The following is a 23,717-nucleotide window of genomic DNA, read 5'->3' on the forward strand; positions in this document are numbered from 1 at the left end:
CCGAGTGACCCGGAATTTCGAGACCGAGAAGGCCGCGCTCGCCGATGTCGTGGCGATCCCCGTGACGCCGTTCGCCGAGGACGGCTCGCTGGACACGGCCGCCCACCGCGCGCTGCTGCGCCGGCTGCTCGACGGCGGTGTCCGCACGCTGACGCCGAACGGCAACACCGGCGAGTTCTACGCCCTCACCCCCGAGGAGCGCCGCCTGGTCACCGAGGTGACCGTCGAGGAGGCCGGCGACCGCGCCGTCGTCCTGGTCGGCGTCGGCCACGACGTGCCGACCGCGGTGGCGGCCGCCCGGCACGCCCGGGACGCCGGGGTGGGCATGCTGATGGTCCATCAGCCGGTGCACCCGTACGTCTCGGAGGGCGGCTGGGTCGACTACCACCGGGCCATCGCGGAAGCCGTTCCGGAGCTCGGCATCGTGCCGTACATCCGTAATCCGCTGCTCGGCGGCGAGCGGCTCGCGGAGCTCGGCGCGGCCTGCCCCAACGTCATCGGGGTGAAGTACGCCGTCCCGGACGCGTCGCGCTTCGCCGCCTTCGCCCGCGACGCCGGACTCGACCGCTTCGTCTGGGTCGCCGGACTCGCCGAACCGTACGCGCCCTCGTACTTCGCGAGCGGCGCCACCGGCTTCACCTCGGGTCTGGTCAATGTCGCCCCCTCGGTGTCCCTGGAGATGCTCACCGCCCTGCGGGCCGGCGACTATCCGGCCGCCATGAAGGTGTGGGAGCAGATCCGCCGCTTCGAGGAGCTGCGCGCCGCCAACGGCAGCGCCGACAACGTCACCGTCGTCAAGGAGGCGCTGGCCGCGCTCGGCCTGTGCCGCCGCGACATCCGCCCCCCGAGCCGTGAACTGCCCGAGGGCAGCCGGGCCGAGGTCGCCGCGATAGCCGCCGGGTGGCAGGCATGAGCGCGCACGAGGCGGCGGGCCGGGACACGAAGACCCCCGAGGCGGCGGGCCGGGGCGCGAAGAACCCCGAGGTGTCGGGACAGGGCCGGAGGAACCCCGAGGCGGCGGGCCGGAGCGCGAGGAACCCCGACGCGACGGCCCAGGGCCAGAGGAGGCCCGAGGCGGCGGCGGGCCGCGGCCCGAGGAGGCCCGAGGAGCTGCGCAGTCACCGCTGGTACGGGACGGACGGGCTGCGTTCGTTCAGCCACCGGGCGCGCACCAGGCAGCTCGGCTACCTGCCCGAGGAGCACCTCGGCAAGCCGGTGATCGCCATTCTCAACACCTGGTCCGACATCAACCCCTGCCACGTCCATCTGCGCGAACGGGCGCAGGCGGTGAAGCGGGGTGTGTGGCAGGCCGGCGGCTTCCCGCTGGAGTTCCCCGTCTCCACGCTCTCGGAGACCTTCCAGAAGCCGACCCCGATGCTCTACCGCAACCTCCTGGCGATGGAGACGGAGGAGCTGCTGCGCTCCTACCCGGTCGACGGGGCGGTGCTGATGGGCGGCTGCGACAAGTCGACCCCGGCGCTTCTGATGGGCGCGGCGACGGTGGACCTGCCGACGGTGTTCGTGCCCGCGGGCCCGATGCTGCCGGGGCACTGGCGGGGGGAGACCCTCGGCTCCGGCACCGACATGTGGAAGTACTGGGACGACCGGCGGGCCGGTCTGATCGGCGACGCCGAGATGGCCGAGCTGGAGAACGGGCTCGCCCGCTCCCCCGGCCACTGCATGACGATGGGAACGGCCTCCACCCTCACCGCCGCGGCGGAGACGCTCGGGGTGACGATGCCGGGCGCCTCCTCGATCCCCGCGGTGGACTCCGGTCACGACCGGATGGCGGCCGCGTCGGGGCTGCGGATCGTCGAACTGGTCCGGCAGGACCTGCGGCTCTCCCGGATCCTCACCCGTGAGGCGTACGAGGACGCGGTCGCCGCCGTCCTGGCGCTCGGCGGGTCGACGAACGCCGTCATCCATCTGATCGCCATGGCCGGGCGGTCCGGGGTGAAGCTGACCCTGGACGACTTCGACCGGATCGCGCGGACGGTGCCGGTGCTCGCCAATCTCCGTCCCGGCGGGCAGTACCTGATGGAGGACTTCCATTTCGCCGGTGGCATGCCGGGCTTCCTCTCCCGGCTGACGGACCTGCTCCATCTCGACCGGCCGACGGTCGCCCACGCGACGCTGCGGGAGCAGCTCGACGGTGCGCTCGTCCACGACGACGAGGTGATCCGGGAGCGTACGCGTCCGCTCGCGGACGAGGGCGGGGTCGCGGTGCTGCGCGGCAACCTGTGCCCGGACGGCGCGGTGATCAAGCACATCGCCGCCGAGCCGCGGCTCCTCAAGCACACCGGTCCCGCCGTGGTCTTCGACGACTACCGCACCATGCAGCGGACCATCGACGACCCGGAGCTCGGGATCACCGCCGACCACGTCCTGGTGCTGCGCAACGCCGGACCCAAGGGCGGTCCCGGGATGCCGGAGTACGGCATGCTGCCGATCCCCCGGCACCTGCTGGAGCAGGGGGTGCGGGACATGGTCCGGATCTCCGACGCGCGGATGAGCGGGACCAGTTACGGCGCCTGTGTGCTGCACGTGGCACCGGAGTCGTACGTCGGCGGGCCGCTCGCCCTGGTCCGTACCGGCGATCTCATCACCCTGGACGTCGAGGCGCGCACGCTCCACGTGGACGTCGACGACGCGGAGTGGGAGCGCCGGCGGGCCGCGTGGACGCCGCCGCCGAAGCGTTACGAGCGCGGCTACGGCGCGCTGTACTCCGAGCAGATCTCCCAGGCCGACACCGGTTGCGACTTCGAGTTCCTGGCCAGGCCGGGAACGACCCCGGATCCGTACGCGGGCTGACGCCCGGGCCGGTCCACCCCCCAGTTCCATCTGTTCGACATGTCGAACACCGTCTGCGAAGCGCTTCGCGCCCCGAGAACGGAGCCGCCGTCATGGCCACAGCCGTGACCCCACCGCCCAAGGCACCCGCGACATCCGAGCCGCCCCAGGCCCCCGCGCGCGCACGCCGCACGGGAGTGGCACCACGCCGACTGCCGTATCTGCTGATCGCCCCGGCCGCGCTGCTGATGCTGGGCTTCATCGCCTACCCCGTGCTCAGCGTCTTCTACTACAGCCTGCAGCACTACAACCCGACGAAGCCCTGGCGGAACGGCTTCGCCGGCTTCGACAACTTCACCCGGATCTTCACCGACGACCCGCACTTCTGGGGGACGCTGACCTTCAGCCTGAAGTGGGTCGCCGTCGAGGTGACGCTGCAGCTCCTCTTCGGACTCGCGCTCGCCCTGATCGTCAACCAGACCTTCGTCGGCCGGGCGGTCGGCCGGGCGCTGGTCTTCTCCCCCTGGGCCGTGTCCGGGGTGCTCACCTCGGCGATCTGGGTCCTGCTCTACAACTCCCAGACGGGCATCACCCGGTACCTCGCGGACATGGGCCTCGGCGAGTACGGCACCTCCTGGCTCTCCGACACGTCCACGGTCTTCTCCGCGGTGGTCGTCGCCGATCTGTGGCGCGGGGTGCCCTTCTTCGCGATCCTCATCCTCGCCGACCTCCAGTCCGTGCCGAAGGACCTGTACGAGGCCGCCGAGGTCGACGGGGCGAGCCGGATACGGCAGTTCGTCCACATCACGCTGCCGCACCTGAGGGACGCGATCATCCTCTCCACCCTGCTGCGCGCGGTGTGGGAGTTCAACAACGTGGACCTGCTCTACACCCTGACGGGCGGCGGCCCCGCGGGCGAGACCACGACCCTCCCGCTCTACATCGCCAACACCAGCGTCGACGCCCACAACTTCGGTTACGCCTCCGCCCTGACGACGGTGGCGTTCGTGATCCTTCTCTTCTGCTCGATGGTCTATCTGCGCCTGAGCAAGTTCGGAGGCGAGAGCAAGTGATAGCCCAGGACGACACCACGACGGCACCGCCGGCGCCGGCCACCGCGGCCGGAGTGGCCGCCGCACCCCCGACCCGTACCCCTCCAGTCCCGCTCCGCAAGCGGCGGCGCGCCTGGGACGAGGCTCCGCGCTGGCAGATCTACCTTCCGCTCGGCATCTATCTGCTCTTCACCCTGATCCCCTTCTACTGGATCGTGCTCTTCGCGGTCCGTCCGGCGGGCTCCACCTCGCTGCTGCCGTGGCCGATGACGACCGCGCACTTCGAGAAGGTGTGGACCGAGCGTGCCTTCGCCACCTTCTTCCAGAACAGCCTGCTCATCGGTCTGGCGACGCTGGTGACGACCACCGTGGTCGCGCTCGCCGGCGGCTACGCCCTTGCCCGGTTCGACTTCCGGATCAAGAAGGGCTTCATGCTGGCCCTGCTCTGCTCCCAGTTCGTGCCCGGCGCGCTGCTCCTCGTCCCGCTCTTCCAGATCTTCGCCAACCTGAGCATGATCAACTCGCTGGGCAGCGTCATCATCGCGGAGACGGTGTTCCAGCTGCCGCTCTCGATGATCCTGATCAGCGGCTTCATCAAGAACGTGCCGTACTCCCTCGAAGAGGCGGCCTGGGTCGACGGCTGCAGCCGGTTCACGGCCTTCCGGATCGTCGTGCTGCCGCTGCTGCGGCCCGGCCTGGTGGCCGTCGGCTCCTTCGCCTTCGTCCACTCCTGGAACCACTTCCTCTTCGCGCTGATGTTCCTCAGCAGCCAGGAGAAGCAGACCATCCCGGTCGGCCTCAACACCCTCATGGGCGCGGACAGTGTCGACCTGGGCGCGCTGGCCGCGGGCGGTGTGATCGCGGCCCTGCCCGTGGTGATCGTGTTCGCCTTCATCCAGAAGTGGCTGGTCACCGGGTTCAGCGCGGGGGCGGTGAAGGGATGAGCACCACACGTGACACCGCACCGGACGCCGTAGCGGACACCGTAGCGGAGACGGCACCGGACACCGCGACGCAGACGGCACGTCGCGCGGCTTCCGGCGCAGCGCGGGAACCCTTTCCCGTCGTGCTCGCGGGCGCCCGCGGCCACGGCCGCTCCCATCTGGTCAACATCCGCCGGCTCGAACGCCTCGGCCTGGTACGGCTCGCGGGGATCTGCGAGCTGCGACCGCTGGACGCCGAGGAGCTGGACGGCTTCGGCGACCCCGAGCAGTCCGACGACTTCGGCGCGCTGCTCGCCTCGACCGGCGCCCGGATCGCGGTCGTCTGCACCCCGATCCAGACCCACACCGACCTCGCCCTCATCGCCGCCCGCCACGGCGCGCATCTGCTCCTGGAGAAGCCTCCGGCGCCGTCGTACGCCGAGTTCCGGCGGATGGCCGACGGGGTCGCCGCGGCCGGGGTGGCCTGCCAGATCGGCTTCCAGTCCCTCGGCTCGCACGCCGTTCCCGCGATCCGGCGGCTGATCGAGGAGGGCGCCATCGGCGAGCTCCTCGGTGTCGGCGGGGCCGGGGCCTGGGTCCGCGACGAGGCGTACTTCCGGCGCGCCCCGTGGGCGGGCCGGCGGCGGATCGGCACGGTCGACGTGGTCGACGGCGCCCTGACCAATCCGCTCGCGCACGCCGTGGCCACCGCGCTCGCCCTGGCCGGCGCCACCCGCGCCGAGGACGTCGAGTTCATCGAGACGGAGCTGCTGCGGGCCAACGCCATCGAGTCCGACGACACCTCCTGCGTACGGATCCTGACCACCCGGGGAACGCAGGTCAGTGTGGCCGCCACGCTCTGCGCGGAGACCTCCTCGGACCCGTACGTGGTCGTGCACGGCAGCCGGGGCCGGATCACCTACTGGTACAAGCAGGACCGGATGCTGCTCCAGCGCGCCGGGCACGGCCCGGAGGAGTCCACGCACGGCCTGACGGACCTTCTGGAGAACCTGGTCGCCCATCTCACCGACGGCACGGAACTGCTCGTACCGCCCGAGGCGACCGGCGCGTTCATGCGGGTCGTCGAGGCGGTCAGGACCGCTCCCGACCCGGTGGAACTCCCGGCGGACGCCTGGCACTCCGTGCCCGGCGAGAGCGCGCCGCGCCGGGTGGTGCACGGCATCGGCGGCCTGGTCGCCGCGAGCGCCGACACCCTCAGCCTCTACTCCGAGCTCGACGCCCCTTGGGCGCCACTGACCGCGAAGGCGGTGTCCCGATGAACACCCCGACGGTGCTGCGCTGCGCCGGCCGGGCGGTCGCCCGCTACGTCCTGCGGCCGGAGCTCGCGCCCGACCACTCCCCGCGCCCCTACCTCCATCCCGTCTCCACCCTCGGCGGCGTCCCGGTCACCGAGGAGCTGCCCGAGGACCATCCGCACCACCTGGGCGCCGGGGTCGCCGTCCCCGACGTCGCGGGGTTCAACTTCTGGGGCGGGCGCACCTTCGTCCGCGGCCGTGGGCCGACCGCGCTCGACAACCACGGCACGCAGCGGCACGAGGGCTTCAAGCTGCGCGACCCCGACGGGTTCGTGGAGGAGCTGAGCTGGGTGGTCGGGGAGCGGGTCCTGCTCCGCGAGCACCGGACGGTCTCGGCGACCCCGCTCGACGGCTCGGCCTGGGCGCTGGACCTCACCTTCTCGCTGACCAACACCTCGGGCGATGAGCTGTCCTTCGGCAGCCCGGCCACCAACGGCCGGCCGGGCGCCGCGTACGGCGGGTTCTTCTGGCGCGCGCCGCTGGAGAGCGCCCCGCCGGACGTCTTCGCCGCGGACGCGGAGGGCGAGCGGGCCGTGCACGGAGCCCGCGCCGACTGGGTCGCCCTCGCGGGCCGGAACTGGACCCTGGTCTTCGCCGGGGCCACCGAGGAGACCCGGCGCGACCCCTGGTTCGTGCGCGCCGCCGAGTACCCGGGCGTGGGCTCCTCGCTGGCCTTCGACGAGCGGCCGGTCGTCGTGGCGGGCGGCTCGCTGGTACGCCGGGTGGTCACCGTCGTCGCCGACGGCCGCCTCGACCGCGACACGGCCGCCACGCTCGCCCGCAAGGCGGTGACGGCGTGACGGCCACGACGAGCGGCGCCAACGGGGCGAACCGCGCGACCGGCGCGACCGGCCGCGTGACCGGTGACGACACGAGCGGTGACCACGTGACCGGCACGACGAGCGGTGACGGCGCCGTCGACCGCACGAGCGGTGGCGGCGCGGCCGGCCGGGCCCGCGCCTGGCCCTCCGGGGACCTCGGGGACGGGACGTACCGCAATCCCGTCCTGGCGGCGGACTGGTCCGACCCGGACGTCGTGCGGGTCGGTGAGGACTTCTACCTCACCGCGTCCAGCTTCGGCCGGGCGCCCGGACTGCCGATCCTGCACTCCCGCGACCTGGTCAACTGGACGCTCGTCGGCCACGCCCTGGAGCGGCTCCTGCCGGAGACCTCCTTCGCCACGCCCCAGCACGACCGGGGGGTGTGGGCGCCCTCGCTGCGCCACCACGACGGCCGGTTCTGGATCTTCTGGGGCGACCCGGACCACGGGATCTGGCAGATCAACTCCCCTTCCGTACGCGGCCGGTGGAGCACCCCGCATCTGGTGAAGGCGGGCCGGGGCCTGATCGACGCCTGTCCGCTGTGGGACGAGGAGACGGGCGAGGCGTACCTCGTCCACGGCTGGGCCAAGTCCCGCTCGGGCGTCAACAACCGGCTCACCGGGCACCGGATGAGCGCCGACGGCACCGAACTCCTCGACGAGGGCAGGACGATCGTCGACGCCGACCTCCTCCCGGGCTGGTTCACCCTCGAAGGGCCCAAGCTGTACCGGCACGACGGCTGGTTCTGGATCTTCGCGCCCGCCGGAGGCGTCGCCACCGGCTGGCAGGGCGCCTTCCGTTCGCGGTCCTTCTTCGGCCCGTACGAGGAGCGGGTCGTCCTGGAGCAGGGCGGTACGGACGTCAACGGGCCGCACCAGGGCGGCTGGGTCCGCACCGGGCGGGGCGAGGACTGGTTCCTGCACTTCCAGGAGCGCGGGGCGTACGGCAGGGTCGTCCATCTCCAGCCGCTGCGCTGGGGCGCCGACGGCTGGCCGGTCCTCGGCGACGAGGGAACTCCGGTCCTCGTCCACCCCAAGCCGTCGCTGCCGCCGCAGCCGCCGTCCGTCCCCGCCACCGACGACGACTTCCCCGGCGGCCGGTTCGGGAGGCAGTGGCAGTGGACGGCCAATCCGCGGGAGGGCTGGACGACCCAGCACTCCGCCGACGGTCTGCGCCTCGGCTGCGGCCGTACGCGGGAGACCGAGGACCTGCGCCGGCTGCCGCACGTCCTCACCCAGCGGCTGCCCGCCCACCCCTGCGTCGTCGAGGTCGACCTGCGCCTCGACAGCCGCGAGCCCGGCGCCCGCGCCGGGATGGCGGTGCTCGGCGACGCGTACAGCTGGATCGGGCTGCGGCGCGAGGCGGACGGCACGAGCCGTCTGGTGCACCGCTTCGCGCCGGTCTCGGCCGACCGGGAGCGGGACGCGGCCTTCGGCCGCCCCGCGCCCGAGGACCGGGCCCGGCTCAGGATCGAGATCGGCGCGGGGGCCCGCTGCCGGTTCTCGTACGACACCGGTGAGGGGTTCGTCCCTTCCGGTCAGGTCTTCGCCGCCACCCCCTGGCGCTGGGTGGGCGCGCTGATCGGCCTGTTCGCCGCCGCTCCGACGGGCACGGGCCCCGCCGGAACGGCCGACTTCACCGCGTTCCGCATCACCCCGAGCGCCCTCCCACCCGGCGCCGCCGACCCGGGCCCCACCCCCACGAGCGCCACCCCTACGAGCGCCACCCCCACGAGCGCCACCCCCACGAGCGCCATCCCCACGAATGCCCCGCAGGACCCGAGAGAAGAGAGCCGACGATGACCATCTTCCGCAGCGGGCGGCGCAGAGCCGCCACCGCCCTCGCCCTGACCACCGTCCTCGCCCTGACCGTCACCGCCTGCGGCGACGACGGCAGCGGCGCGGCGGGCGACAAGGGCATCGAGGGGTCGGGCAAGGGAGAGATCACCTTCTGGGACAACAACGGCGGTGTCCGCACCGACGTCTGGAAGGAGATCATCAAGGACTTCGAGACGGCGAACCCCGACATCAAGGTGACGTACGTCGGGATCGCGTCGACCGAGGTGCAGTCCAAGTACGACACCGCCATCCAGGGCGGCGGGCTGCCGGACGTCGGCGGCGTCGGGGCCGCGATGCTCGCCGGCATCGCCGCGCAGAACGCCCTGGAGCCGCTCGACGCGCGCCTCGAGTCCAGCGCGCTGAAGGGCAAGCTGAACGCGGGCATGGTCGACAGCGTGAAGGCGGCCGGCGGACAGGGGAAGCTGTTCACCGTCCCCACCTCGGCGAGCAACGGCGTCCTCTACTACCGCACCGACCTGTTCAAGGCGGCCGGTCTCGAGGAGCCCACCACCTGGTCGAAGTTCTACACGGCGGCCGACAGGCTGACGGACAAGGACAAGAACCGGTTCGGCTACACCATTCGCGGCGGCTCCGGCTCCATCGCGCAGGCCCTGGACGCCATGTACGGCCAGAGCGGCATCACCAGCTTCTGGAACGGTGACAAAACCACGGTCAACGACCCGAAGAACGTGGCGGCCCTGGAGAAGTACGTCGGTCTCTTCAAGAAGAACACCCCGGCGGCCGACGTCAACAACGACTTCACCAAGATGGTCGCCCAGTGGGACAGCGGCGAGATCGGCATGCTCAACCACAACCTGGGCTCCTACAAGGACCATGTGAAGGCCCTGGGCACCGACAAGTTCCGCGGCATCCCCAACCCGACGACGGACGACGGCACCCGGGTCCAGGTCTCCAACCCCGTCGACGGCCTCGGCCTCTTCTCCTCCAGCAAGAACAAGGCGGCCGCCTGGAAGTTCATCGAGTTCGCCGCCTCGCACCGGTCCAACAGCAAGTGGAACGAGTCGGCCGGCGCCATCCCGGCCAACACCGAAGCGGCGAAGGACGCCTGGATCCAGAAGGCCGAGCCCACCAAGCTCGCCGCCGAGGTGCTGTTCAGCGGCGAGGCGAAGATCGTGCAGCTGCCCTACTACCTGCCCGACTGGAACACCATCTCCAAGGCCGACAACGAGCCCGCCTTCCAGAAGGTGCTGCTGGGCAAGTCCAGCGCCAAGGAGTTCCTGGACAGCCTGGCCGAGCAGCTCAACACGGCGCAGGCCGAGTGGAAGTCGCAGAACAAGTGACGCCCTCACCCACCCGTCGTCAGGTGGTCGCGGCCGGGGCGGGCCTCGCGCTCGCCCTGGCCGCGGCCCCCGCCGCGGCGGCACTCCCGCACCCCTCCCGAGGACACCACCGCATGCGCACGCTGTACATCGCCGGCGACTCCACCGCCGCCCAGAAGTACGCCGACGCCGCGCCCGAGACCGGCTGGGGCATGGCGCTCCCCTTCTTCCTCCACCAGGACATCACCGTCGCCAACCATGCCGTCAACGGGCGCAGCACGAAGAGCTTCCTCGACGAGGGCCGCCTCGACACCGTCCTGGCGGCGATCCGTCCCGGTGACGTGCTGCTGATCCAGTTCGGCCACAACGACCAGAAGATCACCGACCCGACCCGCTACACCGAGCCGTGGACGTCCTACCAGGACAATCTGCGCCGGTACGTCGCCGGGGCCCGGGACCGCGGGGCGCTGCCCGTCCTCGCCACCTCCGTCGAGCGGCGGAAGTTCGACGCGGGCGGCACCGCGCTGCGCACCCTCGGGGAGTACCCCGCCGCGATGCGTGAGGTGGCCCGGGAGGAGGGTGTCGATCTGCTCGACGTCCAGGAGCTGTCCCTGGCGCTGTGGCAGAAGCTCGGCCCTGAGACGACCAAGACGTACTTCAACTGGACGCCGGCCGAGCAGGACAACACCCACTTCAACCCGCCGGGCGCGATCGCCGTGGCCCGGCTGGTCGCGGCCGGGCTGCTGCACACCGGGGTGCTCGCGCCGCGCGACACCCGCCGTCTCGACGACGAGATCCCCACCGGCTGGATCACCTGGCCCGACGCCGACCACGAGGAGAGCAGACCATGAGCGCACGCGGCAAGCTGTGTCTGACGGGGGCCACCGCGCTCGTCCTTAGCCTGACGGGCGGCCTGATGGGGCCGGCCACCGCCCAGGCCGCGCCCGACCCCGCCCGCCGGACCCTGCCCGCCGGCGACGGCTGGGGCTCGGCGGGCACGGGGACGACCGGCGGCGCGGCGGCGGTCGCCTCCCGGGTCTTCACCGTCACCACCTGGGAGGAGTTCCGGGCCGCCCTCGCGGTCCCGGGCACCGAGCCCAGGATCGTCAAGGTCGAGGGGACGCTGAACGCGACCGCCGCGGGCTGCTCGGCGTTCGAGGCCCCCGGCTACGACTTCGCCCGGTACCTCGCCGACTACGACCCGGCCGTGTGGGGCCGGGACACCGAGGTGAGCGGCCCGCAGGAGGATCTGCGGGCGGCCTCGGCGAAGGCCCAGGGCAAGGCGATCAAGGCGTACGTCCCCGCCAACACGACGATCGTCGGCGTCGGCCGGGACGCCGGAATCGTCGGCGGCAGCCTGCAGATCCAGGGTGTCGACAACGTCGTGATCCGCAATCTGACCGTCGAGAGCCCGCTCGACTGCTTCCCGCAGTGGGACCCGACCGACGGGGCGACCGGGGCGTGGAACTCCGAGTACGACAGCATGGTCGTGTACGGCTCCACGCATGTCTGGATCGACCACAACACCTTCACCGACGGCGCCCACCCGGACAGTTCGCTGCCGACCTACTACGGCGAGCTCTACCAGCAGCACGACGGCGAGCTGGACATCGTGCGCGGCGCGGACCTGGTCACCGCGTCCTGGAACGTCTTCGCCGACCACGACAAGACGCTGATGATCGGCAACAGCGACAGCGCGGGCGCCACGGACCGCGGCAAGCTGCGGGTGACGCTGCACCACAACCTCTTCAGGAACGTGATCGAGCGGGCGCCGCGGGTCCGCTTCGGCCAGGTCGACGCGTACAACAACCACTTCGTGGTGCCCGCCACGGGATACGCGTACAGCCTAGGCATCGGGCAGGAGTCGCAGCTCGTCGCCGAGAAGAACGCGTTCACCCTGCCGGCGGGCGTCTCCGCGGGCAGGATCCTGAAGAAGTGGAAGGACGCCCCGGTCACGACGGCGGGCAACCTCGTCAACGGCCGGCCCGTCGACCTCCTCGCCGTGCACAACGCGGAGTTCCCCGGCGAGATCCTGCGCGACGGCGCCGGCTGGACGCCGACGCTGCGCGGCCGTGTCGACGTCCCGCAGGCCGTTCCGGGCCTGGTCGGCCACCGCGCGGGCGCGGGCAAGGACTGCTGACCGGGGCGGGGGCGGCGCGCGCCGGGCCAGCGGTCCGCCCGCGCCGCCCCTGCCCTCTCCTCCACTTCACCCCGAACGCGAACTCACTCCCTGACTCACCCGCGAACTCACCCGCGAAGGAGCTTTGTCATGCCTCCGCTCAGTCGCCGTGGCCTGCTCACGGCGGGCGCCGGTGCGGCGCTCTCGCTCAGCCTGACCGCCGCCCCGGCGACCGCCGGATCCCACGGCCCGTCCGGTCCGCTCGGCCCGTCCGAGCCGTTCGGCCGGTTCGGTTCGCCGGCCGCCCGGCTCACCGCGCGCACCCTGTACGTTCACCCCGGCGGCCTCGGGGACCACACGAGCGTCCAGGGGGCGGTGAGCGCCGCGAGCGGCTCCGGCTGGACGCTCGTCCTCGCCCCCGGCACGTACCGCGAGACCGTCGCCATCAGTGCGGCCCGGACCGGGATGACCTGGATCGGGGCGAGCGAGAACGCCCGTGACGTCGTCGTCGTGTACGACAACGCGGCCGGCACGACCCGCCCCGACGGCACCACCTACGGCACCAGCGGTTCGGCGACGACCACCGTGCAGGCGGACGGCTTCACCGCGCGGTGGATCACCTTCGCCAACGACTTCCTGCGCACCGACCTCCCGGGCAACTCCGGCACCCAGGCGGTCGCGCTGAAGGTGCAGGGCGACCGGTCCGCCTTCTTCCACTGCCGGTTCCTCGGCCATCAGGACACGCTCTACGCCGACTCGATGGCGGTGACCGCCATGGCCCGGCAGTATTTCGCGCACTGCTATGTCGAGGGCGACGTCGACTTCGTCTTCGGCCGGGCCCGCGCGGTCTTCGAGCACTGCCACTTCCGTACGCTGCTCCGCACCGATCTCTCCTCGGCCCCGCACGGCTTCGTCTTCGCCCCGTCCACCGTCCGCACGAATCCCTACGGCTTCCTCGCCTCCCGCTGCCGGGTGACCAGCGAGGCGCCCGACGGCTTTTACAAGCTGGCCCGCCCCTGGGTGCCCAGTTCGGACCCGACGGCCTGGCCGTCCCTCGTCGTCCGCGACAGTGTGCTCGGTGCCGGGATCGACGCCGTGGCACCGTACGCGAACATGCGGGACGCGTATCCCTGGCAGGCCCAGCGCTTCGCCGAGTACCGCAACACGGGACCGGGCGCCGCCGTCCCGGTCCCCGAGAACCGTCCGCAACTGGGCCCCGCGGAGGCCGCGTCGGCGACGAGGGTGACGTACTTCGGCGACTGGCTCCCCGGATCCCGTGGGGACCGGTAGCCCGTCGCCGGGTCGCCGGTCGCGCCGGCTACCGCGCCGGTGCGTTGAAGTCGCCGTGGAGCGACTCCTGTCGGTGGAAGATGTCCGTCGTGGTGAGGGTGTACGAGTCGGCGGCGACGTCGCGGGCACCCTCGGCGTGGTTGTACTGACCGGCGAAGACGTGCCGCCCCGGCGGGACCGTGCGGCCCTCCTTGAGCGTCCAGCGGTAGACGAGCGCGGCGCCCTCCTCGCGTACGGAGACGGTGAAGTCCTGCTCGGGCAGGGTGCGCCAGTGCCCGGTGTCGATGACGCCGCCGGTGCGGGCGATCCGGAGCTCGACGGTGAGCGCGCTCAGGGGCGTCGACGCGGTCAGGGTGATGTTGCTCTGGGCCCACCAGCGGTTGCTGCCGGGGTCTATCGAGCCGACCGCCCGGAGCGGGGGGTGCGGCGCGGGCATCGTGGCGACCGGGGCGGGGGCGCGGTGCGCGGTGGTCGCGACGACTCCGCCGAGGGTGAGGACCCCGACGACGGCCGCCGCCACCGCGAGGGTCCGCGTCCAGGGACCCGCCGGGCGCGGGCGGCGCCGCCGGAGCCGGGCGGGCTCCGGCGGCGCCGCCATGCCGCGTTCGACGCGGGCGAGGATGCGGGCGCGGTCGGGGCGGTGGGCGTCGGCCGCCTCGCGCAGCTGCCGGCGCAGTGTGGGCTCGTCCATCAGTTCCTCCCTCCGACCAGTTCGGTGGCGGCCCGGGGGCCGAGCAGCCGCTGCAGTTCCGCCATGCCCTTCGAGGTCTGGCTCTTGACCGTACCGACCGATATCCCGAGGGCCCGCGCGGTGTCCCGCTCCGACAGGTCGAAGGCGTGGCGCAGCACGACACAGGCGCGTTTACGGAACGGCAGCGCCCGCAGGGCGGTCTGCACGTCGACGACGACGGGTATGTCGGGGCCGTCCATGTGCTCGGAGCGCCGGTCCCAGAAGAGCGCGATCCGGCGGCGTTCGCGTACCGCGCCCCGGATGCGGCTGCGGACGAGGTTGGCCACCACGCCCCGGGCGTAGGCGACCGGGTGATCCGCCGCGCGCACCCGGTCCCAGCGGTGCCAGAGCGCGACCATCGCGTCCGCCGCGAGATCGTCCGCCGCGTCCGGATCGCCGGTCAACAGGTGGGCGAGGCGGGCGAGTTCGGCGTAGTGGCGCTCGAAGAAGGCGTGGAACTCCGTCGTGGGGTCGTCATCCGCCGTGTCCACGGCCCGCTCTCTCGGTGCGTCCGGACAGCGGTGCCGGACCGGGGGCCGGGACGGGGGCCGGGCCCGAGCTGCCGCGTACGGTCAGGTCCGGGGCGATGAGAACGGTGCCGGTGTCCTCGTGCCCGTCGAGGTGCGCGACGAGGCGTTCCACGGCGTGTCGTCCCATCTCCTGGGCCGGCACGCCGACGGAGGTGAGGGGTACGGAGGCGTGGGCGGCGACCTGGGCGGCGCAGACGGCGACCACGGAGACGTCCTCGGGCACCGCGAGGCCCTGGCGGCGCAGCAGGGCGAGGAGGGGTTCGACGGCGGCCTCGTTCTGCACGACGAGCGCGGTGGTCGAGGGGCGTTCCTCGAAGACGCGGCCCACGGTGGCCGCCACGGCGGCGTAGGTCCCCTCGCAGGGGCGGTGGAGAAGACCGACCTGCCGCGCGGCGGCGGCCGCACGCAGCCCCGCGAGGGTGCGCTCGGCGAAGCCGGTGCCCCGGGCGTAGACGGCGGGCGGCTCGCCGAGCACGGCGATCTGCCGGTGGCCGAGGTCGGCGAGATGGTCGACGCAGCGCGCGCCCGCCGCCTCGAAGTCCAGGTCGACGCAGGTGAATCCGGCCGGGTCGGCGGGGAGGCCGACGAGGACGGCGGGCCGTTCGGCCTGGCGCAGGAACGGCAGGCGCGGGTCGTCGAGTTCCACGTCCATGACGATCATGCCGTCGGCGAGGGCGCTGCCCTCGACCCGGCGGACGGCCTCGGGGCCCTCCTCGCCGGTGAGGAGCAGGACGTCGTAACCGTGCGCGCGGGCGGTGGTGGTGACGGCCATGGCGATCTCCATCATCACCGGCACGTACAGGTCGGTGCGCAGCGGCATCATCAGGGCCAGGATGTGGGTCCGGCTGCTGGCCAGGGCCCGGGCGCCGACGTGCGGACGGTAGCCGAGCTCGTCGATGCTGCGCCGGATGCGCTCGCGGGTGGACGCGGAGATGGACCGTTTGCCGCTGAGCACGTAGCTGACCGTGCTGGCCGACACTCCGGCGTGGCGGGCGACATCGGCGAGGGTGACCATGGACTTCTCTGTCTTCTCCGCTGCGGTTTCCGGGCGGGCCGGCGGGGCGTCCCCGACGCCCCGGCCCCCGACCCTAAGCGGCAGCTCAGCGGCGTGTCCAGAAGGGCGCCGTGCGGTCTCGGGAAGGGCGCCGTGCGGTCTCGGGAAGGGCGCCGTGCGGGAGGCGGCGTACTCAGCCCGCGAAGGGCGTGCCCGGCAGTCCCTGTCCCGCGTCCGGCAGGACGAGGAGCGAACCGGCGGGCGGGGACGGGTCGGTGAGCCCGGTGCGTGCCGTCGTGACGTAGAGGTCGCGCAGCGCGGGCCCGCCGAAGGCGCACGCGGTCGGGCGGGACACCGGCAGGTCGACGATCCGGTCGAGCGCGCCGCGCGGGGTGTAGCGGCGCAGCTGTCCGCCGTCCCAGAGGGCGACCCAGACGCAGCCTTCCGCGTCGACGGTGAGGCCGTCGGGGTATCCGGCGCCCGGCTCGACGCTCGCGAACGGGGTCCGCTCCGCGATCCGTCCGTCGCGCAGCCGCAGTGTGTCGACGCGCCGGGTGGGGGTGTCGACGTAGTACGCGAGGGAGGCGTCCGGGCTCCAGCCGATGCCGTTGCTGATGGTGACCTCGTCGAGCAGCGGGGTGGCGCTGCCGTCGGCGGCGTACCGCACGAGGTTGCCGCCGCCGGGTCCTTCGTCGTAGCGCATGGTGCCGGCCCACAGGCTGCCGTCGGGGGCGACGGCCGCGTCGTTCCCGCGCCGGCCCGGTACGGGGTCGTGCCGCAGCCACGTGAACGCACCGCCCGCGTCGTACAGTCCGACGCCGTCCCGGAGGTTGGCGACCAGGCCGCCGCCCGCGCGGGGTTTGGCCGCTCCGATGTGCTGCGCCACGGCGACGACGGAGCGTCGGCCGCTGCCGGGTTCGAAGGTGTGGACGCGGCGGCCGAGGATGTCGACCCAGACGAGCCGGGCCTGCGCGGGGTCCCAGGTGGGGCCTTCGCCGAGCAGGGCGTACTCGCGCACCGCGACCTCGATGGTCGTCGGGCGGTTCATCGGGCGTTCCCGTGGCCGAGCCGGAGGGAGAGGCCGACCGCGCCCTCGGCGGCGAGCGCGGTCAGCTCGTGTTCGCGTTCCTCGCTCCAGCGGTTGACGGGGACGGAGATCGACAGGGCGGCGACGACCCGGCCCGTGCGGTCCCGTACAGGCGCGGCGACGCAGCTGACCTCGGGGTTGGACTCCCGGTGCTCGACGGCGACGCCCCGGGCGCGGGCTTCGGCGAGGGCGGCCCGCAGGGCGGCCGGTGCGGTGATGCTGTGGGGGGTCATGGCGGCCAGTTCGCGGTCTCCGACACGGGCGTCGAGCTCCGCCTCGGGGAGGGAGGCGAGCAGCATCTTGCCGACGGCGGTGCAGTGGGCGGGCAGTCGGCGCCCGGCCGCCGAGACCATGCGGACGGCGTGGGTGGAGTCCGCCTTGGCGATGTAGATGACGTCGGTGTCCTCCAGGACGGCGACATGGACGGTCTCGCCGCAGGTGTCGGCGACCTCGCGGGCGGTCCGGCGGCCCTCGGCGGCGAGGTCGAGCTGTTCGGCGTAGCGGCTGCCGAGCTGGTAGCTGCGGACGCCGAGCCGGTAGCGGCCGGGCTGACCGGGGACGGGCGCCAGGTAGGAGCGGGCGGCGAGGGTGGTGAGCAGTTCCTGGGTGCTGGTGCGCGGCAGGTCGAGCCGGCGGATCACTTCGGGCGCGGAGAGGGTCTCCGGTCCGACAAGGAAGAGTTCGAGGATGTCGAACGCCCTGGTCACCGCTGGAACGAGTCGGCCCATGACCGCCCACCCCCTCTTCCCTGTTCGATATTTCGATCGTCGACCGGAATGACGAACACAGGTTAGCCATCGAGGGGTTCGCGGGCAATGGCCCTCGACGGACCCCGACGACTGACCCGACGTGGGGCATTGACACCCCCAGGGAGCGCGCATACGGTCTCGCCATCATTTCGAACGTGTGACGAAATATCGAACAACACGATACGAACGGCACGACCGGAACCGAGGGGCAACCACCGTGCGCATCACGGGAATCACCACACATGTCGTCGGCACCCCCTGGCGGAATCTCACCTACGTCCAGGTGCACACCGACGAGGGGCTGACGGGCGTCGGCGAGACACGGATGCTCGGCCACACCGACGCGCTGGTCGGCTATCTCCGCGAGGCGGAGGCCAACCACATCGCGGGCTCCGACCCGTTCGCGGTCGAAGACCTCGTACGGCGGATGAAGTACGGCGACTACGGGAGGGCCGGCGAGATCGTGATGTCGGGCATCGCCGTCGTCGAGATGGCCTGCTGGGACATCAAGGGCAAGGCGCTCGGCGTGCCGGTCTGGCAGCTGCTCGGCGGCCGGGTGACCGACCGGGTCAAGGCGTACGCGAACGGCTGGTACACCACCGAGCGGACCCCGGACGCCTACCACAAGGCGGCCCAGGAGGTCGTGGCGCGCGGCTACCGCGCCCTGAAGATCGACCCGTTCGGCACCGGCCACCTCGAACTCGACGCGGAACAGACCCGGTACGCGGTCTCCCTGATCGAGGCGGTCCGGGACGCGATCGGACCGGACACCGAACTGATGCTGGAGATGCACGGGCGGTTCTCGCCGGCCACGGCGGTGCGCCTCGCACGCGACCTGGCCCCCTTCCACCCGGCCTGGCTGGAGGAACCGGTGCCGCCGGAGAACCTCAAGGCGTTGGAGAAGGTGGCCGCCAAGGTCGACATGCCGATCGCGACCGGTGAGCGCATCCACGACCGCATCGAGTTCCGGGAGCTCTTCGAGTCGCAGGCCGCCGACATCATCCAGCCGGACCTCGGCCACATCGGCGGCATCCTGGAGACCCGCAAGCTCGCGGCCACCGCGGAGACCCACTACATGCTGGTCGCCCCGCACAACGTGGGCGGTTCGGTGCTCACCGCCGCCTCGCTCCAACTCGCGGCCTGCACACCGAACTTCAAGATCCTCGAACACTTCAACGACTTCGCGGACGCGGAGATCAAGAAGGTCGTCCGGGGGGCGCCCCAGGTCGATCCGGAGACCGGATGCTTCGAGGTGTCCGAGGCGCCGGGGCTCGGGGTCGAGCTGGACGTGGACGCGGCGGCCGAGTTCCCGCAGCAGCGGGCCCGCTTCGACCTGTGGGCCGAGGGCTGGGAGCGGAGGCAGCCGAAGTGAGCGGCGGCGGGGGGACGAGCCGCGCGGTCGTCGTCGAGAAGCCCGGCGCGCACCGGCTCGTCGAGCGGGAGGTGCCCGAGCCCGGTCCCGGCGAGGTACGGGTGCGGGTCGCCGCCGCCGGTGTCTGCATGAGCGACCGCGAGGTGTACGACGGACACCGCGATCCCGCCTATGTGCGCTACCCCCTCGTCCCCGGGCACGAGTGGTCCGGCACCGTCGAGGCCGTGGGGCCCGGGGTCGACGCCTCGCTGGTGGGGCGCCGTTGCGTCGCGGAGGGCTTCCGCGCCTGCGGCACCTGTGAGCGGTGCCGGTGCGGCGAGACCAGCCTCTGCACGGCGGGTTACGCGGAGACCGGCTTCACCGAGCCCGGCGCCTTCGCCGACCATGTGGTCGTCCCCGCCCGCCTGCTGCACCTGCTGCACGACGAGGCCGACCCGCGCGCGGCCGCGCTCCTGGAACCGGCCGCCGTGGTCGCCGCCGCCGTGCGGGCCGGGTGCCCGCGCCCCGGCGAGCGCGTCGCCGTCGTCGGCGCCGGCACGCTCGGTCTGCTGGCCGTCCAGCTGCTCTCCGCCTCCTCCCCCGCCGAACTGGCCGTCGTCGACCCCCGGGTGGCGCGCGGCGCGCAGGCCCTGCGGTTCGGCGCGAGCGAGGCACTCGCCCCCGAGGAGGCGGCGGCCGGGTCGTACGGCCGCTTCGACCTGGTCGTGGAGACGGCCGGGGCGCCCTCCACCGCCGCCTCCTCCTGTCTGCTGGCCCGCAGGGGCGGCCGGGTGGTGCTGACCGGGATGTTCGCGCCCGGAGCCGTCGGGATCGACCCCGCGCATCTGTCGGTGAGCCAGCTGGAGGTGCGCAGCGTCTTCGGCGCGCCCTCGGCGGCCTGGGCCGACGCGGTGCGCGCCTTCGGGCTCGGGCTGCTCGACCCGGCCCCGCTGATCACCCACGAGTTCCCGCTGGAGCGGTTCGCGGAGGCCGTCGCGCTGGTCGGCGGCGGCGATCCCCTGACCGGCAAGGTGCTGCTGCGCCCCTGACCGGGCACCCCGGCGCGGGGGCGCGGCGGGTGGTCCCGTACCACCGCCCGTACCCCCGCCCGGACCCCCGCGCGCCCTCCGTCCCGAACAGCGTCCGATATACCGAACAGAGGATTCCTGTGACCGCTTCCGCCGTCCCCCGCCGTCCCGGCGCCGCCGCGCTCGCGCGGATCGACCATCCGGTGCCCGCCGTCGATCCCGCCGACGCCTCCCCGCACTCCTTCCCGGACGGCGGCACCTGGCGCACCGAGATCCCCTCGGTCGAGGGACCCGAGGCGCTCGCCGTGGTCCTGAAGGAGAGCGCCCGGCTCGACGTGCCGGTGCACCGGATCAGCCAGGGCAGCGGCGTCTGGATGCTCACCGACGACGAGATCACCGAGATGGTCGAGGGCTGCGCCGAACGCTCCGTCGAGCTCTGCCTGTTCACCGGGCCGCGCGGCACCTGGGACATCGGCGCCGCCACCCGTACCGACTCCGGCGGCGCCGGTCTGCGGGCGCGCGGCCATGACGGACTCGCCGGCTGCGTCGAGGACGCCCTGCGCGCCACGGCGTTGGGGGTGCGCTGTCTGCTCGTCGCCGACGAGGGCGTGCTGTGGACGCTGCACCGGCTGCGCGCGGCCGGTGAACTCCCCGCCGACACCACGTTCAAGGCCTCCGCGCTGATCGGCCCCGTCAATCCGGCCTCGTACGCCGTCTACGAGCACCTGGGCGCGGACTCCCTCAACGTCCCCTCCGACCTGACCCTCACCCACCTCACCGAGATCCGCCGGGTCAGCCGCGCGCCGATGGACCTCTACGTGGAGGCGCCGGACGACCTCGGCGGCTACGTCCGGATGTACGAGGCCGCCGAACTGATCCGGCGGGGCGCGCCGTTGTACCTGAAGTTCGGGCTGAGCAGGTCGGCCGGCCTCTATCCGTACGGCGCCCATCTGCGGGACCACGCGCTGGCCACCGCCCGTGAGCGCGTACGGCGCGGCCGGCTGGTCCTCGATCTGCTCGCCCGGCACGGCGCGGACGGCGGGATGTCCCCGCTCGGCTCGCGGCTGCCCGGCGCCCTCCGCCGTTTCCCCGCCCCCGAAGGGAACTGACATGCGCACCCGCACCCGCACCCGCCACCCGGCGGCCCTCGCCGCCCTGTCCCTGCTGCTCGTCACGGCCCTCGCCGGCTGCGGCCAGGAGGCCCGCGGCGGCAGCCGGTACAAGGCCGACGCCGAGAAGGGCGGCACCATCGGCCTGGCGTTGCCGACCAAGGCCTCGGAGCGGTGGATAGCCGACGGCGAGAACATGGCGAAGCAGTTCCGGCAGGCGGGCTACGAGACCGACCTGCAGTACGGCGACGACAAGGTCGAGAACCAGATCGCCCAGATCGAGAACATGATCACCAAGGGTCGGCGGCTCCTGGTGATCGCCGCGATCGACGGTGCCGCGCTCACCGAGGTACTCCAGCGCGCCCACGACGCCGGCATCCCCGTCATCTCGTACGACCGGCTCATCATGGGCACCGAGCACGTCGACTACTACGCCTCCTTCGACAACGAGCGGGTCGGCGAGCTGGAGGCGCGGTACATCGTCGAGCGGCTGAAGCTGGGCGCGCCCACGAAGAACGCCGGCAAGACGTACGACATCGAGCTCTTCGCCGGATCGCCGGACGACAACAACACCCGGTACTTCTGGAACGGCGCCATGAAGGTGCTCCAGCCGTACTTCGACAGCGGCCGGCTCCGCGTCCGCAGCGGGCAGACGAGGATGAACCAGGCGACCACCCTGCGCTGGGACGGCGGCACCGCGCAGAAGCGGATGGACGACCTGATCAGCAAGAACTACGGCGAGGAGAGCGTCGACGCGGTCCTCTCGCCGTACGACGGCATCTCGATCGGCATCATCTCCGCGCTCAAGAGCGCCGGTTACGGCACCGCCGGCCGGCCGCTGCCCGTCGTCACCGGGCAGGATGCCGAGCTGGCCTCGGTCAAGTCGATCATCCGTGGCGAGCAGACCCAGACCGTCTTCAAGGACACCCGCAAGCTGGCCGCCCGGGCGGTGGCGATGGGCGACGCCGTACTGGACGGCAGGAAGCCGGAGGTCAACAACGTGAAGGACTACCACAACGGGAAGAAGACCGTGCCGTCGTATCTGCTCGACCCGGTCAGCATCGACAGGTCGAACACCGATCTCCTCGTCCGCGAGGGGTACTTCACCGCGGAACAGCTGTCATGACCGGCCCAGTCCCCGGCCCCGATCCCGTCCTCGAGCCCGTGCTCGAGATGCGTTCCATCACCAAGACCTTCCCCGGCGTCACCGCGCTCAGCGAGGTGAACCTCACCGTCGGCCGCGCCGAGATCCACGCCCTCTGCGGCGAGAACGGCGCCGGCAAGTCGACGCTGATGAAGGTGGTCAGCGGCGTCCACCCGCACGGCACCTACGAGGGCGAGATCCGTTTCGAGGGCGAACCGGTCGCCTTCAAGGACATCCGGGCGAGCGAACGCCGCGGCATCGTGATCATCCATCAGGAGCTGGCGCTCGTCCCGCACCTGTCGATCGCGGAGAACATCTTCCTCGGCAACGAACGGGCCCACCGGGGAGTCGTCGACTGGAACGACACCCTGCGCAGCGCCCAGCGCCTGCTCGCCCGGGTCGGTCTGCGCGAGAACCCGCTCACGCCGGTCGCCGACCTCGGCGTGGGCCGACAGCAGCTGGTCGAGATCGCCAAGGCGCTGTCCAAGGAGGTGAAGCTGCTCGTCCTCGACGAGCCGACGGCGGCGCTCAACGACGAGGACAGTGCGGCGCTCCTGCAGCTGATCCTGGAGCTGCGCGAGGAGGGCATCGCCTCCGTCGTCATCTCCCACAAGCTGGGCGAGATCCGGCGGATCGCCGACCGGGTGACGGTGCTCCGCGACGGCCGGACCATCGAGACGCTGCCGGTCCGCCCGGCCCCGGACGCCGCCCCGGAGCTGTCCGAGGAGCGGATCATCCGCGGCATGGTGGGCCGCGACCTCGACCACCGCTTCCCGCCGCGCACCGCCTACCAGGGCGCGGACGCCGGCCGGGTCGCGCTCGCGGTCCGGGGGTGGACCGTGCGCCACCCGGTGGACCAGCGGCGCACGGTCGTCGACGACGTCTCGCTGACCGTCCGCCGGGGCGAGATCGTCGGCATCGCGGGCCTCATGGGCGCCGGTCGCACCGAGCTGGCGATGTCGGTCTTCGGCCGCTCCTACGGGCGGTACGCGGGCGGCACCGTGGAGATCGACGGCCGGCCGGCGGCGACGGGCACCGTGCCCGACGCGATCGCGGCCGGTCTGGCCTACGTCACCGAGGACCGCAAACGCTACGGGCTCCATCTGGACGACACCGTCCACCGCAATGTCTCGCTCGCCTCCCTGCCCGGGATGCGGCGGCGCGGAGTGGTCGACGAGCACGAGGAGCGGAAGGTCGCCGAGCGCTACCGCGCCACGATGAACATCAAGACGCCGACGGTCTTCGAGCAGGTCGGCCGGCTCTCCGGCGGCAACCAGCAGAAGGTCGTCCTCAGCAAGTGGATCCACGCCGACCCGAAGGTGCTGATCCTCGACGAGCCGACGCGGGGCATCGACGTCGGCGCCAAGTACGAGATCTACACCGTGATCGACCGGCTCGCGGCGCAGGGCAGAGCGGTGCTGTTCATCTCCTCCGAACTGCCCGAACTCCTCGGGATGTGCGACCGGATCTACACGATGGCCGAGGGGCGGCTGACCGGTGAGGTCGCCCGCGGCGATGCCACCCAGGAAACCCTGATGCGCCACATGACCACGAGCAGGAGCTGAG

21 protein-coding genes are annotated in these 23,717 nt (G+C 72.5%); 16 read left to right on the top strand and 5 right to left on the bottom strand.

What is annotated here, in order from left to right; all coding sequences use genetic code 11:
- Positions 1-4 precede the first annotated feature (4 nt).
- The 11 genes from ACF06X_RS28175 to ACF06X_RS28225 all read left to right on the top strand — a co-directional run bounded on the left by ACF06X_RS28175 (position 5) and on the right by ACF06X_RS28225 (position 13,429).
- Positions 5-913 carry a dihydrodipicolinate synthase family protein gene (locus ACF06X_RS28175; protein ID WP_392290092.1) on the top strand — a complete coding sequence of 303 codons (909 nt, stop codon included), beginning with the start codon at positions 5-7 and terminating at the stop codon, positions 911-913.
- Positions 910-2,811 (top strand): L-arabinonate dehydratase, encoded by a 1,902-nt coding sequence (araD, locus tag ACF06X_RS28180; RefSeq protein WP_392290093.1) that lies wholly within the window; start codon positions 910-912, stop codon positions 2,809-2,811. Before ACF06X_RS28175 ends, araD begins: the two co-directional genes overlap by 4 nt.
- Before the next feature lie 92 nt (positions 2,812-2,903).
- Entirely contained in the window at positions 2,904-3,863 is a 960-nt protein-coding gene (locus ACF06X_RS28185) for a carbohydrate ABC transporter permease (RefSeq protein ID WP_392290094.1), read from the top strand.
- The gene (locus ACF06X_RS28190; protein ID WP_392290095.1) at positions 3,860-4,786 is read left to right on the top strand and encodes a carbohydrate ABC transporter permease; all 927 of its coding nucleotides are present in this window, start codon (positions 3,860-3,862) and stop codon (positions 4,784-4,786) included. The genes ACF06X_RS28185 and ACF06X_RS28190 overlap by 4 nt, the downstream gene beginning before the upstream one ends.
- Complete coding sequence (locus tag ACF06X_RS28195) at positions 4,783-6,045, top strand: Gfo/Idh/MocA family protein (protein WP_392290096.1); 1,263 nt, start codon at positions 4,783-4,785, stop codon at positions 6,043-6,045. Before ACF06X_RS28190 ends, ACF06X_RS28195 begins: the two co-directional genes overlap by 4 nt.
- Positions 6,042-6,881, top strand: a complete 840-nt coding sequence (locus ACF06X_RS28200; protein ID WP_392290097.1) for a PmoA family protein — start codon at positions 6,042-6,044, stop codon at positions 6,879-6,881. The genes ACF06X_RS28195 and ACF06X_RS28200 overlap by 4 nt, the downstream gene beginning before the upstream one ends.
- Positions 6,882-7,087: 206 nt before the next feature.
- Positions 7,088-8,704, top strand: coding sequence for a family 43 glycosylhydrolase (locus tag ACF06X_RS28205; RefSeq protein ID WP_392290198.1), 1,617 nt, complete (start codon positions 7,088-7,090; stop codon positions 8,702-8,704).
- Positions 8,701-10,041 carry an ABC transporter substrate-binding protein gene (locus tag ACF06X_RS28210; RefSeq protein ID WP_392290098.1) on the top strand — a complete coding sequence of 447 codons (1,341 nt, stop codon included), beginning with the start codon at positions 8,701-8,703 and terminating at the stop codon, positions 10,039-10,041. Before ACF06X_RS28205 ends, ACF06X_RS28210 begins: the two co-directional genes overlap by 4 nt.
- Before the next feature lie 113 nt (positions 10,042-10,154).
- Positions 10,155-10,871 (top strand): rhamnogalacturonan acetylesterase, encoded by a 717-nt coding sequence (locus ACF06X_RS28215; RefSeq protein WP_392290099.1) that lies wholly within the window; start codon positions 10,155-10,157, stop codon positions 10,869-10,871.
- Positions 10,868-12,160 carry a polysaccharide lyase family 1 protein gene (locus ACF06X_RS28220; RefSeq protein ID WP_392290100.1) on the top strand — a complete coding sequence of 431 codons (1,293 nt, stop codon included), beginning with the start codon at positions 10,868-10,870 and terminating at the stop codon, positions 12,158-12,160. The genes ACF06X_RS28215 and ACF06X_RS28220 overlap by 4 nt, the downstream gene beginning before the upstream one ends.
- Positions 12,161-12,289: 129 nt before the next feature.
- Positions 12,290-13,429, top strand: a complete 1,140-nt coding sequence (locus ACF06X_RS28225) for a pectinesterase family protein (protein ID WP_392290101.1) — start codon at positions 12,290-12,292, stop codon at positions 13,427-13,429.
- A gap of 28 nt (positions 13,430-13,457) precedes the next feature.
- Here the strand turns inward: ACF06X_RS28225 and ACF06X_RS28230 are convergent, their stop codons facing one another.
- From ACF06X_RS28230 to ACF06X_RS28250, 5 genes are all read right to left on the bottom strand, one after another.
- Positions 13,458-14,120, bottom strand: coding sequence for a hypothetical protein (locus tag ACF06X_RS28230; RefSeq protein WP_392290102.1), 663 nt, complete (start codon positions 14,118-14,120; stop codon positions 13,458-13,460).
- A complete protein-coding gene (locus ACF06X_RS28235) occupies positions 14,120-14,650 on the bottom strand; it encodes a SigE family RNA polymerase sigma factor (protein WP_392290103.1) in 531 nt (176 codons plus the stop codon). Before ACF06X_RS28235 ends, ACF06X_RS28230 begins: the two co-directional genes overlap by 1 nt.
- Positions 14,634-15,704 (bottom strand): LacI family DNA-binding transcriptional regulator, encoded by a 1,071-nt coding sequence (locus ACF06X_RS28240; RefSeq protein WP_392290104.1) that lies wholly within the window; start codon positions 15,702-15,704, stop codon positions 14,634-14,636. The genes ACF06X_RS28235 and ACF06X_RS28240 overlap by 17 nt, the downstream gene beginning before the upstream one ends.
- 172 nt (positions 15,705-15,876) lie before the next feature.
- Entirely contained in the window at positions 15,877-16,731 is an 855-nt protein-coding gene (locus ACF06X_RS28245) for an SMP-30/gluconolactonase/LRE family protein (RefSeq protein ID WP_392290105.1), read from the bottom strand.
- A complete protein-coding gene (locus ACF06X_RS28250) occupies positions 16,728-17,498 on the bottom strand; it encodes an IclR family transcriptional regulator (protein ID WP_392290106.1) in 771 nt (256 codons plus the stop codon). Before ACF06X_RS28250 ends, ACF06X_RS28245 begins: the two co-directional genes overlap by 4 nt.
- Positions 17,499-17,736: 238 nt before the next feature.
- On the opposite strand from ACF06X_RS28250, the gene ACF06X_RS28255 reads away from it, so the two are divergent.
- The 5 genes from ACF06X_RS28255 to mmsA all read left to right on the top strand — a co-directional run bounded on the left by ACF06X_RS28255 (position 17,737) and on the right by mmsA (position 23,716).
- Positions 17,737-18,891 carry a mandelate racemase/muconate lactonizing enzyme family protein gene (locus tag ACF06X_RS28255; RefSeq protein ID WP_392290107.1) on the top strand — a complete coding sequence of 385 codons (1,155 nt, stop codon included), beginning with the start codon at positions 17,737-17,739 and terminating at the stop codon, positions 18,889-18,891.
- On the top strand, positions 18,888-19,919 hold the full coding sequence (locus ACF06X_RS28260) for a zinc-binding dehydrogenase (protein ID WP_392290108.1): 1,032 nt from the start codon (positions 18,888-18,890) through the stop codon (positions 19,917-19,919). Before ACF06X_RS28255 ends, ACF06X_RS28260 begins: the two co-directional genes overlap by 4 nt.
- 113 nt (positions 19,920-20,032) lie before the next feature.
- Complete coding sequence (locus tag ACF06X_RS28265) at positions 20,033-21,007, top strand: hypothetical protein (RefSeq protein WP_392290199.1); 975 nt, start codon at positions 20,033-20,035, stop codon at positions 21,005-21,007.
- Position 21,008: 1 nt separating this feature from the next.
- Positions 21,009-22,133 carry a multiple monosaccharide ABC transporter substrate-binding protein gene (chvE, locus tag ACF06X_RS28270; protein ID WP_392290109.1) on the top strand — a complete coding sequence of 375 codons (1,125 nt, stop codon included), beginning with the start codon at positions 21,009-21,011 and terminating at the stop codon, positions 22,131-22,133.
- Positions 22,130-23,716 (top strand): multiple monosaccharide ABC transporter ATP-binding protein, encoded by a 1,587-nt coding sequence (mmsA, locus tag ACF06X_RS28275; protein WP_392290110.1) that lies wholly within the window; start codon positions 22,130-22,132, stop codon positions 23,714-23,716. Before chvE ends, mmsA begins: the two co-directional genes overlap by 4 nt.
- Position 23,717: the final 1 nt, after the last annotated feature.

Source organism: Streptomyces sp. NPDC015346, assembly GCF_043078785.1.
Lineage (GTDB): Bacteria > Actinomycetota > Actinomycetes > Streptomycetales > Streptomycetaceae > Streptomyces.